Source organism: Nocardia brasiliensis (assembly GCF_042691675.1).
In the GTDB taxonomy this organism is placed as follows: domain Bacteria; phylum Actinomycetota; class Actinomycetes; order Mycobacteriales; family Mycobacteriaceae; genus Nocardia; species Nocardia brasiliensis_D.
Map to the genome: position 1 here is coordinate 1,840,993 of NZ_CP170507.1, position 15,040 is coordinate 1,856,032.

The window sequence follows — 15,040 nt, forward strand, 5'->3', positions numbered from 1 at the left end:
TAGGCCCAGGGAGTCGACTGCCCTCGGCCGCGGCTTGCTGCCCAGTGGTCGCTGGTTGGAGGACGCATCTACTATCGACACATGATCCGGCTGACCGATCCGCGGCCAGTGCCTTCTGCTCTAACCAGCCCTCGGCCGTTGCGGCCGACGGCGGATGATCTTCCCGATGATCGTCTCCGTGGCTGGCTTGTCACCGCATTCCTTACCGTCATCGCGGCGATTACGCGTTTCATCAATCTGAATTATCCGACCGATGGTGGATATCCGGTATTCGATGAAAAGTATTACGCATCCCAGGCTTGGGAGATGTTGACCAATGGGATGTGGATCGATGACAATCCCGCGTTCCCGGTAATCGTTCATCCGCCGGTCGGTAAGATGGCGATCGCGCTCGGTGAAGCGATTTTCGGCTACAACGCATGGGGCTGGCGGTTTTCCGCGGCGGTAGCGGGAACTCTGTTGGTGCTGATCGTGATCCGGATCGCGCGGAGGTTGGCCCGGTCGACCATGGTCGGCGCGATCGCGGGTATTCTGATGGTTGCCGACGGGGTCACTTTTGTGCAATCCCGCATCGGTATGCTGGACATCTTTCTCGCGTTGTTCGCCACTGCGGCATTCGGCTGTCTCGTGGTGGACCGTGACGAAATTCGGGCGCGGATGGCACACGCCGATGTGGCCGGTCGCACCACCTCGACGCCATATGGTCCAAGGTTAGGGGTGCGCTGGTGGCGGTTCGGTGCCGGCGTATTCCTAGGGCTCGCCTGCGGGACGAAATGGTCGGGCATCTACTTCGTGGTCGCGTTCTTTCTGCTGTGCCTGGTATTCAGTGTGACCGTGCGGCGTTCCTACGGGGTGACGCGGCCGTGGGTCGGTACCTTCGTGCGCGACCTGGTCCCCTCGGTGTACGCACTGATCGTCATTCCGATGGGTGTCTACCTCGCCTCGTACGGCGGTTGGTTTGCCAGTGAGACCGGCATCAACAGATACGCGGTCGGAAATCAGATCGGAACGGGCGGGTTCTTTTCTTTCGTTCCCGATGCGCTGCGATCCCTCTGGTATAACAGCGGCGAAGTTCTCAACTTCCACACGCATCTGACGAACTCCGCGGGCAACCATCATCCCTGGGAATCGAAGCCGTGGACTTGGCCCATGGGGCTGCGCCCGATGCTGTATTACTTTCCTGACCCCGGTACCGCGAGTGGCTGCGGCTATTCGCCGTGCGTGAAAGCCATGATGCTCCTGGGGACACCCGCCATCTGGTGGCTGGCATTGCCGGTGCTCTTGTGGGCGGCTTGGCGATCCATCACTCGTCATGACTGGCGATACGCGACAGTACTTGTCGGCTACCTGGCGGCATGGCTGCCGTGGTTCGTGTCGCTGGATCGGCAGATGTATTTCTTCTATGCCACCGCGATGGCGCCGTTCCTGATGATGCTGCTCGCGATCGGGCTCGGCGATATCATCGGCCGGGCACCGCATTCCGACGAGCATCGGCGATTGCGGCTCCTGACCGTATGCCTGTATCTCGGCATTGTGGTGGCCAACTTCATCTGGATATGGCCGATTCTCACGGCGATGCCGATTTCGATGGATACCTGGCAGCGCGAGTTGTGGTTGCCGAGTTGGCGGTAGCGTGTCAGCCGCCGTTCGGCGGTGTACAGCGCCCGCGCAAGGTGGGCACGCCGGGTCCCATGAGGTCGTCGCAATAGGCATGTCGGCCGGCCATTGCCATGGTGAGCGCGATGGTCGTCCCGCGCACCAAGGGCCCGGTGCCGACGGCGAAGGGGCCGTCGGTCGCCTCGAGGCGTAGGCCCTCGATGATGCCGCGGCTGGCAACGGTGAAATCGCGACCGGCGAAGAACCGCGCAACCTCGGTGGTCGCCGCGACCGACGGTGTGCGCGTCAGCCCGAGCGGCCGCCGAATGTCCTGGGCATGGACAACCACCTCCCCGAGCCAAGCCGCCGTATGCCCCGAGGGCGCGGTGGTGGACGTGACGACCGCCCGGAACCGTTCGAGTGTTTCGGCCGGCGTCGCCCCCCGATGCTCGGCTAGTCGCCGATCATTGTGCCGATCGAAATCGAAGCGGGCACCGAGCACACTCACCAGCCACCGCATCCGCCCGACACTCGCCCCCGCGGTGAGGTGCGCAACAACCTCCTCCACCACCCAGCGCCCACACAACGACCGCCGCCCCCACTGCCCGTCATCCAGTCCCGCGAGATCCTCGGCCAACGCGGCCCGTTCCGCATGCGCCATAGCCCAAAGACCCTCGCGAGACACAACATCCGACACCAAGCATTCCTCCACTTCGAACGAAGCCGCCGAGCAAAGACGACCCTGCGACTGATCCGCTCCCGTTGGGCGCGCGGTTCATCATTCGAGACGATCGCGCTCGCTCGAATTCATCGGTCGTGCGGGGAGTTGCACCATTTGCGTGGATTCAGACGTCCATGCCGGTCAGGCGGGGCGATCGACGGCGTAGACGGTGACGGGATGACCCGCGAGAGTGTCCTGGCGGCGCGGCGTGAACCCGATACGTTCTGCGACCCGGACGGATTGGTCGTTGCCTTCACGGATCATCGCGGTGATGTAGTCGAGGTCGAGTGTGTCGAATCCCCAGTCGAGGCAGGCTCGGGCGGCTTCGGTGGCGTAGCCGCGTCCCCAAGCAGCGGGATCCAGGGTCCAGGCCGCCTCCACTTCGTCGAACTGCTCCCAGTAGTTGAATCCGCATCGGCCGATGAACTGGCCGGTATCGTTCAGCAGGATCGCGAACAGTCCGTGACCACGTCGGGCCCATTGCCGTTCGACTTCGGCGAGGCGTTGTACCGCGCGTTCACGCGGGTATGGGTCGAGGAATCGGGAGACTTTCGGATCCGCGTGTAGGGCGACGAAGGCGTCGACATCACCGGAGGTCAGCGGGCGCAAGGTCAGTCGATCGGTACTGATCACCCGGATGAGCGTAACTCGACGGTCGGCGAGCCACGGGAGGCGCCGCCCGGTGGTGGAATGACTTTGTGGCCCGGCCAACTACTTGCCGTCGTGGCGGTGGCCGATTTCCTTGGTGAGGGCGATGACGTCGGTCAGCATTGCGGGTGGTTGGCTGCATTCGTCGGTGGTGATGTTCTTGGTGGCGCCGTTGCTGTAGGTGACGGTCACGGTGAAGGAGAAGGCGTCGCGGCAGTCGTTTTCGGTGTAGGTGTCGTTCAATGCCAGGAACTGCTCGCTGCCGACCATGTCGAATAGGGGGGCGCGGCGCTGGTTGTCGACCTGGGCGTCGACGGTGTAGACCTCGTTGACGCCGGCGAAGCCGCCGGTCTGGTTCACTTCGACCCGGGTGGGCTCCGAAGTCCCTGTGCCGGGCGGGGTTCCGCCGGAGCCGCTGCAAGCCGCCGCCGTGAGGAACAGCGTGACGACTACCGCGGCCGGAAGAAACAGCAGTTGTGCGAGATGACGGCGGGACCGGAATTCGCCCATACCGCACAGTATCGGCGCGCGGAGTACGGCGAGGCAATGGAACTCTTAACTGGGGAAGCTTTGAGTGACTCCCGGGAAGCTATGACGCGCGTCACGTGATGTCACGTCTCGGGGAGTTGCGTTGTCCCATGGACATGACTGATCCCAACGATACCACCAAGGTCGTAGTCGTCGGCGGCGGCTACGCCGGCGCGGTGGCGGCCAATCATCTGCGGGTGCGCGCCGACATCGACGTCACCCTCGTCAACCCGCGCCCGAACTTCGTCGAACGAATTCGCCTGCACCAGTTCGTGGCCGGTACCAGCGAGGCCACCGCGGACTACGACACGCTGCTCGGTGACGGCGTGCGGCTGGTAATCGACAGTGCCACCCGCATCGACACCACCGCCCGGACCGTGCGCCTCGCATCGGGCCGCGCACTCGACTACGACTACGTCATCTACGCGGTGGGTAGCACCACCGCGCCCCCTGTCTCGGTGCCCGGCGCGGCCGAATTCGCTTACCCCATAGCGGAATGGGAGCACGCGCAGCGGTTGCGCGCCGCCCTCGACGAGGTGCCGCCGGACGCCCCGATCACCATCGTCGGCGGTGGGCTCACCGGCATCGAGACCGCCGCCGAGCTGGCCGAACAGGGCCGCGTCGGCACGCTGGTCTGCGGCGGTCTATTGGCTCCTTCGTTCGTGGCACCGGCCCGGCGGTCGGTGGCCAAATGGCTGGCCGGCCACGGAGTCGAGGTGCTCGAATCCGCGAAGGTGGCCGAGGTGCGGCCGGACGAGGTGGTACTCGCCGACGGCACCGTGCTGCCCAGCGCTGTCACCATCTGGACCGCCGGCTTCGCGGTGCCGGAGTTGGCCGCCCGCTCCGGCCTGCGCACCGACGCGCTCGGCCGTCTCCGCACCGACGAGACACTGACCAGCATCGACGACGACCGCATCATCGCGGCAGGTGACGCCGCCGCACCGTCGGGCCGGCCGCTGCGGATGAGCTGCCAAGCCGCCGGACCCCTCGGCGCCCAAGCCGCCGAGACCGTGCTGAGCCGCGTCGCCGGGGCGCAGCCCGCCGAGTTGGACGTGGCGTTCGTGGGTTCCGCTGTGAGTCTGGGGCGACGGGCCGCTACCGTGCAGTTCGCCCGCAAGGACGACACGGCGGTGAACTTCTACATCGGCGGCCGTCTCGGTGCGCCGCTCAAGGAGGCGGCGTGCAAAGGCACGCTGTGGGGAATCCGCCGAGAAGCCCGTAAGCCGGGCTCGTACGTTTCGCTGAAGGGCGCTGGCAACCGGCCGGTGACCGAGGTGGTCACGAACTCGTGATCACCGGCGCCGAGCGGTTCGCCCTGCCGCTGGCCATGAGCGCCTACGAAATACTGCACCCCGCAACCGAATCCGACGAATCGCTGCAAGGTCAGCCATTGAAAGGAACCCATCATGAAGGCAATCATCGTGTGCACCTCGGTATCTCACGGCAACACCAAGCGGATCGCCGAAGCCATGGGCCAGGTCCTCGACGCCCGTGTCGTCGACCCCGAGCAGGTCGACATGGCGGAGCTCGCCGCCTACGACCTGGTGGGGTTCGGCTCGGGTATCTTCCAGATGTCCTTCCATCCGCGGCTGCGCCAGTTCGTCCGTTCGCTCCCGAAAGAGCAGCGCCGCAAGGCATTCGTCTTCGCCACCAGCGGAATGCCCGAACCGCGTTTCCGGCGCTACACCCGCTCCTTCGCGCGCCTGCTCGAACAGAAGGGCTTCGAAGTAGTCGACACCTTCACCTGCCGCGGCCTCGACACCTGGCTCCCGTTCAAACTCGTCGGCGGCGTCAGCAAGGGACACCCCGACGCCACCGACCTGACAGCCGCGCGCGCGTTCGCCAAAGGACTCCGAGCCCGGATCGGCGCCACATCCTGATTGGTCAGGTCCACTTTGACAGCGCAGATTCGGTAGGCCCTGAGCCGTATCTCGTCCAGGCCCTGGCATCTTCTGTCACTTAGTGACATTCTGGCGTTTAGTGACGACCAGGAGAGGATCCCGTGCCTGACGCGACGACAACCGAGTCTCGACCCGGAGCGATGAGTGAGCATCGGCGCAGGCGCATCCGTCTGGAGATCTCCCGCGAGGCTGCACGCCTGTTCTGGGCCCAGGGCGTGGCCGCCACCAGCGGCGAGCAGATCGCGGAGGCGGTCGGGCTGTCGGTGCGCACCATCTGGCGGCACTTTCGCACCAAGGAGAGTTGCGCCGAGCCGATCGTGGCCAAGGGGGTCGAGTGGTTCGTCGAGGCGTTGCGCCGCTGGCCACCGCAGCTTTCCCTGGAAGAGCATTTCGCCGAGGTGCGGGCAACGATCCGCCGCACGCCGGAGGAGTCGGCCGATGACCTGGCCGGGGTGCGGATGATCGTGCTGGCCGAAACGGAGCCTGCGATCCGCTCGGCCTGGTTGATGGCGTGTGATCAGGTCGAGCGCGAGTTGGTCGCGATCATCGCGAGCCGACTGCGCCGCCCGGTCGCCGATGTCGAGGTGCGCAGGCACGCGGCCGCGGCCACCGCCGCCATCCGGGTGCTCAACGAAGCCTTCAGCCCTGCCGTTCTGGCGGGTGGCGACCTCACCGAAATCCCCGAGCCCTTCGAAGCCATGGCACGCGCGGTGCGGGTCGCCACCAGCGGGGTCGTCGGCGACCCCGTCGAGTCCTGAAAGCGGTAGCGACATGGCTTTACCCGAATTCATCTCGGTAGCGGACCTTTTCGACCCGCCCACCCGCGCGGCGGCGTCGATCTCGCCGGACGGTAAACGGATCGCCTATTTGGCGCCCTGGCGGAACCGGCTGAATGTGTGGGTCCAGGACCTCGATTCGGCCGAGGAACCGCGATGCATAACCGCCGACGCCAACCGCAGCATTTACGACTTCCACTGGACCGACGATCCACGGTGGCTGCTCTACGCCCAGGACGACAACGGCGACGAGAACTGGCATCTGTACCGCGTCGACCTGTCGCACCCGGCTGCCGCGGCGGTCGATCTCACCCCGTTCCCCGGCGCGATGATGCTCAGCCTCGAGCTGCCCCATGGCCGGCCCGGCACCGCGATCGTCACGCTGAACAGCAGGAAGGTCGACGAGTTCGATCTCTACGAACTCGACATCGCCACCGGCGCATTGACGATGCTCGTGCAGAACCCGGGTCGCGTCGGTGGCTGGAAAGTGAGCCACAACGGTGATCTGTTCGCCTGGTCGATGACCGACGACGGCGACCTCGAGTTGGCGCAATGGGACAGTGCCACCAACACATTGCGCCGAGTCGCGGTATGGGGCGGCGTCGATTATCCGATGGGTGTCTCACCGATCCAGATCACGCCGGACGGCACCGGGGCGTGGGTCGGTTCCAATCGGGACACCGACCGTACGCGCCTGGTCCGGGTCGACCTGACCACCGGGCAGGAGACCGAGGTCGACAGCCACCCGAGCTTCGATCTCGATTCCTCGTCGCCCCTCATTCTCGACCGGCACACCGGAAAGCTGATCGGGGCACGCTATCTCGGCGAACGACAGGTGATCCACGCCCTTGACCCGGACTTCGCCGCTGTGCTGGCGAACTTGCCCAAGCTGTCCGACGGCGATATCGGCACTCTGTCCTCGGACGACAGCGGGCAGCGGTGGATCGTCGACTTCGAGCACGACCGGGACCCGGGCGTCACCTACTACTACGACCACGCCACAGGCGAGAGCCGACTGCTGTTCCGGCCCTATCCCCACCTGGATCCCGGATCGCTCGCGCCGATGGCACCAATCACCATCCCTTCGCGCGACGGGCTAAGTCTCCCTTCGTATCTCACGCTGCCGGTCGGCGTGGAGCCGCAGGGATTGCCGTTGGTGCTGGTGGTGCACGGCGGTCCGTGGACGCGGGACCGCTGGGGGTTCGACGGTGCGGCGCAACTGCTGGCCAATCGCGGATACGCGGTGCTGCAGATGAACTTTCGCGGATCGACCGGTTACGGCAAGGCCTTCGTCAAGGCCGCCATCGGCGAGTTCGCCGCCAAGATGCACGACGATCTCCTCGACGGCGTGGCGTGGGCGGTCGAGCGGGGGTACGCCGATCCGGATCGCGTCGCCATCTTCGGCGGCTCCTACGGCGGTTACGCGTCGTTGGTCGGTGTCACCTTCACCCCGGACGTTTTCGCCGCGGCCATCGACTACTGCGGTATCTCGAATCTGGCGAACTTCCTGCGGACCATGCCCGCGTTCTCCCGGCCCTTCATGGCCAACAACTGGTACCTGTTCGTCGGGGATCCCGACGATCCCCGGCAGGAGGCGGACATGCTGGCTCGCTCACCGATCACCCGAGTCGACCAGATCCGCACGCCGCTGCTGGTGATCCAGGGCGCCAACGACGTTCGTGTCGTACAAGCCGAATCCGACAACCTCGTCGAGGCGCTGCGGGCGCGCGGCGTCGAGGTCGAGTACCTGATCAAGGACGACGAAGGCCATGGCTTCGTGAATCCGGAGAACGTCATCGACCTGTTTCACGCGGTCGAGCGTTTCCTCGCACAACACCTCGGCGGTCGCGATATCCCCGGGCATCGGAGAACGGCCGCGAACGACGTGGTCGGTGAAGCGGAATCGGCCGCCTAGTCAACAGAGCCCGTGCGGCGCAACACCATTCACCACGCGAAAGCATGAAAGGACATGACGTGCCCAACTATCGAGTCAGCTCCACCACCGCGGCACCCGTCGAGACCGTGTGGGGTCTCCTGATCGACGGTCGTAGCTGGCCCCAATGGTCGTCCGGGCTGGACGAACTGGTCGAGGAGCGCTCCAGCGGACTCGATCCGCACGGCCACGACGGGGTCGGTGCCGTCCGCGCGTTCCGTACCGGTCGGGCCGTCACCGGTGAGCGACTGACAGAACTGGTGCCGAACCGCCGCCTCTGCTACGAGGACGCCTTCAACTTCGCGATGAAGGATTACCGGGCCGCCGTCGAACTGGAGCCGACCGCCGCGGGCGGTACCACCATCACCTGGCACGGCACCTGGCGAATGCGGCCCGGCATCGGTTGGATCATGCCCTTCGTCCTGCCCCGGGTGATGCAGCGGATGGCGGACGACCTCGCCGAATACGCGGCCAAAGCGACTGGGGTGCATGACCGGCGACCGTGAGACTCTCAGGCGGCGACTGCTGCACCACTGCGGCCGCCGCCCGCCACGACGGCACGCACTCGCGCCACCTAGATGCTCATGGATTCTCGGATCGCTCCAGTTCTCCCGCCATCTTGGCGCCGATATCGGACAGCCCGAGCCCCAGCGCCCGCGCCATCTGCACGGGGGCGAGCTCCACGCCGGTCAGCCGACCGGCGCGCGCGGCGAACTCGACCGCCATCAGCGAATCCATGCCCAACTCCAACAGCGGCGTCTGCACATCGACCGCGTCGGGGGACACTCCCATGACCACAGCGAGTACACCGACCAGTTCGGCGGTGACCGCGGCGGGGCGTTCACCGGGCGGCAGTGCCACGATCCGCGCGCGCAATGCCGCCGACCCGCTACCCTCGGTGTCCGTTCCCCGGGCGTAGTCGGCGAAACGGGCCGACCGGGTCACCGCGGGCGTCGTGGCGGCGGCTGCCGCCCAGTCCATATCGACGATCGACGCGTGCGCAACCCCGAGCCGCAGGCACTCACCGAGGTAGTCGGCCCCGGTATCCATCGGTATCGGCCGCAGCCCCACGGCGGCGAGGTACCGCACGGTTTCGCTATCCGCCTCGGCCATGCCGCCGCCCGCCATCGAGCCCCAGTCCAGGCACAGTGCGGGCGCGCCGCGCCGGCGGCGGTGCTGCGCGAACGCTTGCAGCGCGGCATTGGCCCCGGCGTAGGCCATCTGCGGGAAGCCGCCGAGCAGCGCACTGACCGAGGACCAGAGGACAAAGCAATCCAGCTCGATCCCGGCCGTCCGCAAAGCGCTGTCGAGGTTGCGCGCGCCGTCGACCTTTCCGGCGAAGACCTGCGCGATCCGCTCCGGTGTCAGCGACTCCACGGGGGTGTTGTCGACAATGCCCGCCGCGTGGAAGACACCGCGCAGCGGTATATCCCGCGCCACAGCGCGCGCAACGAGAGCCGTCACCGCGTCGTAGTCGGCGATATCGGCCTTCTCCTCGACCACTTCCACTCCGGCGGCGGCGAATTCGGCCAGCTGCCGCTCGGCGTCCGCACCGGCCGCGCCCCGGCGGCCGACCAGTACGAGATGGCGTGCACCCGCCCGCACCAGCCAGCGCGCCGTCGCGAGACCGAAGGCACCGAACCCGCCGGTAACGAGATAGCTGGCAGCACAATGGATCCCGATCTCCGGGACACGGCGGCGGACGGAGGGACGCTGGTCGAGGTCGAGCACCACCCGTCCGATCCGCTTCGGCCGCACCACCGCCTCGAACGCCGCCGCAACCTCGGTGCTCGGATACACCTGGAACGGCAGATGCTGATAGATCCCCGCCTCGAGCTTCGCGACCAATTCTTGGGTGTATTTCCGAATGACCAACGGCCGGAACCGCATCAGGCGATCGAGGTCGACCGCGACGAAGGACAGATTGCGGTCGAACGGCCGCAGATCGATGACGCCACCGCCGTAGATGTCGGCTTTGCCGATTTCTACGATGCGCCCGAACTCCGCCGCCACATTGAGGTTCTGCCGGACGAATTCGCCAGGAACACTGCTCAATACGACATCGGCGCCGTACCCCTCGGTGATCCGCAGGACGTCGTCGACGAAGGTGACCGTCCGTGAGTCGATGACATGGTGGGCGCCCGCCGACAGCGCGTAGGCCCGGCGCTCCTCGCTACCGGCCGCCGCGATGACCACCGCGCCGAGCCGTCGCGCCACCTGGATCGCGGCCAGTCCGACACCGCCCGCGCCGCCGTGCACGAGCACGATCTCACCGGACCGGATGCGCGCCGCTTCGATCAGCGCGATCTCCGCGGTGAGAAAGGGCACCCATGAGCTGCATACCCCTGGTTCCCAGTGCGATGGCACCACGACCGCGAAGTTCTGATCGGTGGTGAGGAACCGGCGTGCCATATCGGGAGCGGACACGAGGACTCGATCCCCGACGGTGACGTCGCTGACTCCCGGACCGATATCGACCACGGTGCCGGTGCCCTCGAGGCCGATCCCTTTTCCGAAGAACGTGCCTTCCAGGTACTCATCGGTCAGCACGCCCAGCACTTTGTAGGCGTCTTTCGCATTGAGTCCGAGAGCGTCCATGCGGATTTCGATTTCGCCGTTGCCCGGTGGTGTGCGGTCGGTTTCGCGCCAGGCCAGGTCCTCGAGCAACCGCGTGCGAGGTGGCTCGAGCACGAACGACCCTGCGGAGTCGTCGGGTGCGCGCTGTTCGTCGCGGCAGCGCAAATGCTCCGCGAGGGTGCCACGGACACAGTGCGCCCATCGGGTGCCCGAGCGCAGGCACACTTCGTCATGCCCATCGCGATCGGTTGTGCTGTGCAGTAGTTCGCGGACAATCTGGTCCACCGACGTGTCCGGTTCGGTGTCGATCAGCCGCCACCGCCGCGACGGTTGTTCGTTGAACAGCGATCGGCGCGCCCCGACCAGCCCGCTGTGCGAAATGTCGAGCTCGGTCGCCCCGGCTGTCGGCAGGCACAGGCTATTCGCTGTCACCACGGCCCCGGTGATCGACTCTTCGAAAGGTGCTGCGGCCCTGGCGATCCGGGCCAGCGCGTACACATGGTCCGACGCCGTGAACCCGGCACCCGCGATGACTGTCAACCGCGCCCGGTCCACCTCGTCGTCCGCGAGCCCCGCCCGCAGTGCCGCGGCGATATCGGTCTCGACATCCGGTCCGAGGACGTCGGCGACCTCCAGCACGCCGGAATGCGGCCAGGCTCCGGCGATCGGCCTCGCGCGTGCCGCAGCGCTATTCCCCAGTGCGACAACCAATGCGAACTCCCGCTCCGGCACATCCGAAGCCTCGGCATCGAGCTCGTCCAGTTGCTCCCAACGCGGTTCGTAGAAGACCCGGGCCATCCGGTCGAGCACCGGCATCGGCGGTGACACCGGCCGGAACTCCACGCCGCCGAGCGCCAGTACCTGCCTACCGTCAACGTCGAGAATATCCACGTCCGCCCGCAGCCCGCCGCCATCGCGCCGCCGAACCAGGACGGTGGCCGATGGTGGGATCGGCCCGAAGCGCCGGACGGTACGCACCGCCGTCGGTACGACGGCGCCCGCGAAATCGGGCCCCGATCGCGCCGCCAAGGCCGCGACGCACTGCAACGCCGCATCCAGCACAGCCGGATGCGCAAGATGCGCACTACCTTTCGCCACCGAGGCATCGATCTCGGCGACGACGAAGTCCGCGCCGATGCGGGCCTCGATGACGCACTGGAACGCCGGACCGTACGAAAGTCCGTGCTCGGCGAGCACCGGATACAGATCGGCACCGCAAACCGTCGTCGTCTCGACGCCGGTGGGCAGTTCGACGATCCGGGGCCGCAGTGGGCCCTCGACGAGGCGGCCCGACGCGTGTGGGGTCCAGGTGAAACCTTGCGCGGACCGGGCGGACATGGTGAATCGTTTCGTCGACTCCTCGACGGTCGAGCGGAGCAGCGGCACGTCGTGCGGATCGATCACCAGCGGCGTGACGAACCGGATGTCCTCGAGCGCCAATTCCTCCCGACCGCTTCGGATCGCGGCCGCGCTCAGTGCGGCGTCGAGGTAGGCCGCGCCGGGCAAGACGACGGCGCCGCCGACGACGTGGTCGTGTAGCCACGGCAGCGAGCTGACCGAGAGTCCCGCGATCCACTCCGGTACAGCGAGTTCCGGCCGCTCGCCGAGCATCGGGTAGCGAATATCGGTGCCGAGCCGGTCCCGCAGCACCGGTTCCGTATCCGTCCATACCCGGGTCTTCTGCCACGGGTAGGCGGGCAAGGGGGCGTGCCGCGCGAACGCGGTGCCACCGGGGACCGAGGAACCGTCCAAGCTGCCCATGATGTACAGCTCGGCGATCGCGCGCCGCAGGCCGACGAGGTCGCCTTCTTTGCGGGACAGGGTGCCGATCGAGGTGCCCGTCTCGCCGGCCCGCACCAGGATCTCCCGGATATTGCCGCTCAATACCGGATGCGGCCCGACCTCGAGGAATACCCGATGTCCGTCCGCGACCAGATTTCCAACGGTGTCGGCGAAACGCACCGGCTCGCGGACATTCCGGCACCAGTACCGCGCATCCCATTCCGGCCCGTTCACCCGTGCGCCGGATACGGTGGAGAACAGCGGGATCCGCGGTTCCCGCGGCGCGAGATCGGCCAGCGCCGAACGCAACTCGTCGAGGATCGGGTCCATCAGGTGCGAGTGGTAGCCGACCTCGACATCGAGGGCGCGGACGAAGGCACCCGTCGCGGCCAGTTCCTCCCGCACCCGCGCGACCGTCGCCCGGTCACCGGCCAAGGTGACCGCGGTGGGGCTGTTGACGGCCGCCACCGACACGCCCTCGGTGTTCGAGAGTGCTTCCAGTGCTTCGTTTTCCGGCAGGCCCACCGCGATCATCGCGCCACCGGTAGTCGCCTGTAGACGTGCCCGGTGGTAGCTCACCAGGAGGGCTTCGCGCAGGCTGAGCATGCCGGACACGTAGGCCGCGCTGACCTCGCCGACACTGTGGCCGACGATCGCCGCGGGGCGCACACCCAACTCCGCGAGCTCGGCCGCCAGGCAGACCTGGATGAGGAAGTTCGCCGGCTGGGCGATCTCGGTGGTGGTGACTCGTGATTCTTCCTCCGGACGCAGCAGTTCTTCGATGAGCGACCAGCCCGAGATCGCGGCGAACTCGGTGTCGATCCGCTGCGCGGTCCGCGCGAAAACACCATCGGAGACCAACAGGTCGCGGCCCATCCGCCACCACTGCGGGCCCATCCCGCTGAAGACGAGTACCGGCCGCGCGGAACGCTCGGCGAGGGCGCGGAAGGGTGGCCGGTCCGCGCCCATGGCGAAGTTCTGCAGCTTGGTCTGCAGATCTGTCGAATCCGAGAAGTCGAATGCCGCGCGGAACGGATGGTGTGCTCGCCGCGTCCATGCCGCGGCGACCAGAGCGTGGATGTCGTGCTGCTGCTCGATCAGCGCGGCGAACCGGCGCGCCAGCTCGCGCGTCGCATCCGGAGTGCGGCCGGAGACCGGCAGTACCGGAAACACCGGGGGCGCGGGTTCTGTCGAGACCTGTTCGGGCGCTTGCACAATGGCGTGTGCGTTGGTCCCGCCATAGCCGAAGCTGTTCACCGCCGCGAGCACATTCCCGGTATCGGGCAGCTCGTTGACCTCGGTCGGCACTCGAACGTTCAACTCGGCGAAGGGAATTTCCGGATTGAGCCGCTGCAGCCAGCCTTGCGGCACGATCGTGCGATGGTAGACCGTCAGCGTGGCTTTGATCAGTCCCGCGATGCCCGCCGCCGCTTCCAGGTGCCCGATCGATGCCTTGACGGAACCGACATCGAGCGGCCGCTCCCGGCCGGACGCGGTGCCGTAAACCCGCCCGAGAGCGTTGATCTCGAGCGGATCGCCGACCGGTGTGCCGGTGCCGTGCGCCTCGACATAGCTCACTTCGTGCGGTGCGATACCCGCGTCGGCGCACACCGCCCGCGCCAGCTCTTCCTGCGCGACCGGGTTGGGTACGGGGATGGCCGCGGTCCTGCCGTCCTGGTTCACCCCGGTGCCGCGCACGATGGCATAGACCCGGTCGCCGTCCCGCCGCGCGGCATCGAGTCGTTTGAGCACCACGATCCCGGCGCCTTCGCCCCGTCCGTAACCATCGGCCGAGGCGTCGAATGCCTTGCAGCGGCCATCGGCGGACAGGAACCGGCCCTTGCTCATCGACACCGACGTCTCCGGTTGCAGCATCACATTGACGCCGCCCGCGAGCGCCGACTCGCACTCGCCGGCCAGAATCGCGCGCCTGGCCTGGTGCACCGCGACCAGCGAGGACGAGCACGCGGTATCGATGGTCATGCTGGGTCCCCGCAGGTTCAGCACGTAGGACAGCCGGTTGGACAGCAACGTGAACGTATAACTCATCGCCGTGTGCCCGGAAATGAACGGCCGTGCCGCGGGTGTGACGCGGGAAATCGCGTTGTCACTGGTGAACGCGCCGATGTACACCCCGACCGGCCGACCGTGCACGCGTGCGGTGAGACCGGCGTCTTCCAGTGCCTCCCAAGTCACTTCGAGCAGCAGCCGCTGCTGCGGATCGACGATCGAGGCCTCACGGGGTGAGATGCCGAAGAACTCGGGGTCGAAGTCCCACACCGAGTCGGTGAGGAACCCGCCGCGGCGGGAGTACATGCGCCCTGGCGCTTCCGGATCCGGGTCGTAGTACTTGTCGAGGTTCCAGCGGTCGGCGGGCACCTCGACGATGCCGTCCTTCTTGGTGCGCAACAGATCCCAGAAACTCGCGGCGTCGCGCACACCCCCGGGAAACCGGCACCCGATACCCACGATTGCGATCTGATCGCAGGACTGCTGATCCCCGCGCACGTCGCTGACTGTCATTGACTCCCCTTGTCGATAGCGAATCCCTTGGTACGCAACCCGAACCACCGGCACC

At 66.8% G+C, this 15,040-nt stretch carries 10 protein-coding genes; 6 read left to right on the plus strand and 4 right to left on the minus strand.

Annotated elements, in window-relative coordinates:
* The first annotated feature begins 81 nt into the window (after positions 1 to 81).
* Positions 82 to 1,632, plus strand: a complete 1,551-nt coding sequence (locus tag ACFK0J_RS08565; RefSeq protein ID WP_378738184.1) for a dolichyl-phosphate-mannose--protein mannosyltransferase — start codon at positions 82 to 84, stop codon at positions 1,630 to 1,632.
* Between the two features lie 4 nt (positions 1,633 to 1,636).
* Here the strand turns inward: ACFK0J_RS08565 and ACFK0J_RS08570 are convergent, their stop codons facing one another.
* From ACFK0J_RS08570 to ACFK0J_RS08580, 3 genes are all read right to left on the minus strand, one after another.
* Entirely contained in the window at positions 1,637 to 2,257 is a 621-nt protein-coding gene (locus ACFK0J_RS08570) for a maleylpyruvate isomerase family mycothiol-dependent enzyme (RefSeq protein WP_378738186.1), read from the minus strand.
* A gap of 201 nt (positions 2,258 to 2,458) precedes the next feature.
* Positions 2,459 to 2,950 carry a GNAT family N-acetyltransferase gene (locus ACFK0J_RS08575; protein WP_378738188.1) on the minus strand — a complete coding sequence of 164 codons (492 nt, stop codon included), beginning with the start codon at positions 2,948 to 2,950 and terminating at the stop codon, positions 2,459 to 2,461.
* Between the two features lie 78 nt (positions 2,951 to 3,028).
* Positions 3,029 to 3,475, minus strand: a complete 447-nt coding sequence (locus tag ACFK0J_RS08580; protein WP_378738190.1) for a protealysin inhibitor emfourin — start codon at positions 3,473 to 3,475, stop codon at positions 3,029 to 3,031.
* A gap of 134 nt (positions 3,476 to 3,609) precedes the next feature.
* Between ACFK0J_RS08580 and ACFK0J_RS08585 the strand changes: the two genes are divergently transcribed.
* From ACFK0J_RS08585 to ACFK0J_RS08605, 5 genes are all read left to right on the plus strand, one after another.
* Entirely contained in the window at positions 3,610 to 4,785 is a 1,176-nt protein-coding gene (locus ACFK0J_RS08585) for an NAD(P)/FAD-dependent oxidoreductase (protein ID WP_378738192.1), read from the plus strand.
* Between the two features lie 114 nt (positions 4,786 to 4,899).
* A complete protein-coding gene (locus ACFK0J_RS08590) occupies positions 4,900 to 5,373 on the plus strand; it encodes a flavodoxin family protein (protein WP_378738194.1) in 474 nt (157 codons plus the stop codon).
* A gap of 161 nt (positions 5,374 to 5,534) precedes the next feature.
* Positions 5,535 to 6,152, plus strand: a complete 618-nt coding sequence (locus ACFK0J_RS08595; RefSeq protein ID WP_378738196.1) for a TetR/AcrR family transcriptional regulator — start codon at positions 5,535 to 5,537, stop codon at positions 6,150 to 6,152.
* 13 nt (positions 6,153 to 6,165) lie between these two features.
* A complete protein-coding gene (locus ACFK0J_RS08600) occupies positions 6,166 to 8,085 on the plus strand; it encodes an alpha/beta fold hydrolase (RefSeq protein WP_378738198.1) in 1,920 nt (639 codons plus the stop codon).
* Between the two features lie 59 nt (positions 8,086 to 8,144).
* On the plus strand, positions 8,145 to 8,609 hold the full coding sequence (locus tag ACFK0J_RS08605) for an SRPBCC family protein (RefSeq protein WP_378738200.1): 465 nt from the start codon (positions 8,145 to 8,147) through the stop codon (positions 8,607 to 8,609).
* A 76-nt stretch (positions 8,610 to 8,685) separates the two neighbouring features.
* On the opposite strand, the gene ACFK0J_RS08610 is transcribed toward ACFK0J_RS08605, so the two are convergent.
* Entirely contained in the window at positions 8,686 to 14,985 is a 6,300-nt protein-coding gene (locus ACFK0J_RS08610) for an SDR family NAD(P)-dependent oxidoreductase (protein ID WP_378738202.1), read from the minus strand.
* Between the last annotated feature and the right edge of the window lie 55 nt (positions 14,986 to 15,040).

Excerpts from the sequence above, each read along its gene's own strand:
- ACFK0J_RS08570 (WP_378738186.1), bottom strand. The coding sequence starts at position 2,257 with ATGGCGCATGCGGAACGGGCCGCGTTGGCCGAGGATCTCGCGGGACTG.
- ACFK0J_RS08585 (WP_378738192.1), top strand. The coding sequence starts at position 3,610 with ATGACTGATCCCAACGATACCACCAAGGTCGTAGTCGTCGGCGGCGGC.
- ACFK0J_RS08580 (WP_378738190.1), bottom strand. The coding sequence starts at position 3,475 with ATGGGCGAATTCCGGTCCCGCCGTCATCTCGCACAACTGCTGTTTCTT.
- ACFK0J_RS08590 (WP_378738194.1), top strand. The coding sequence starts at position 4,900 with ATGAAGGCAATCATCGTGTGCACCTCGGTATCTCACGGCAACACCAAG.
- ACFK0J_RS08600 (WP_378738198.1), top strand. The coding sequence starts at position 6,166 with ATGGCTTTACCCGAATTCATCTCGGTAGCGGACCTTTTCGACCCGCCC.
- ACFK0J_RS08595 (WP_378738196.1), top strand. The coding sequence starts at position 5,535 with ATGAGTGAGCATCGGCGCAGGCGCATCCGTCTGGAGATCTCCCGCGAG.
- ACFK0J_RS08565 (WP_378738184.1), top strand. The coding sequence starts at position 82 with ATGATCCGGCTGACCGATCCGCGGCCAGTGCCTTCTGCTCTAACCAGC.
- ACFK0J_RS08610 (WP_378738202.1), bottom strand. The coding sequence starts at position 14,985 with ATGACAGTCAGCGACGTGCGCGGGGATCAGCAGTCCTGCGATCAGATC.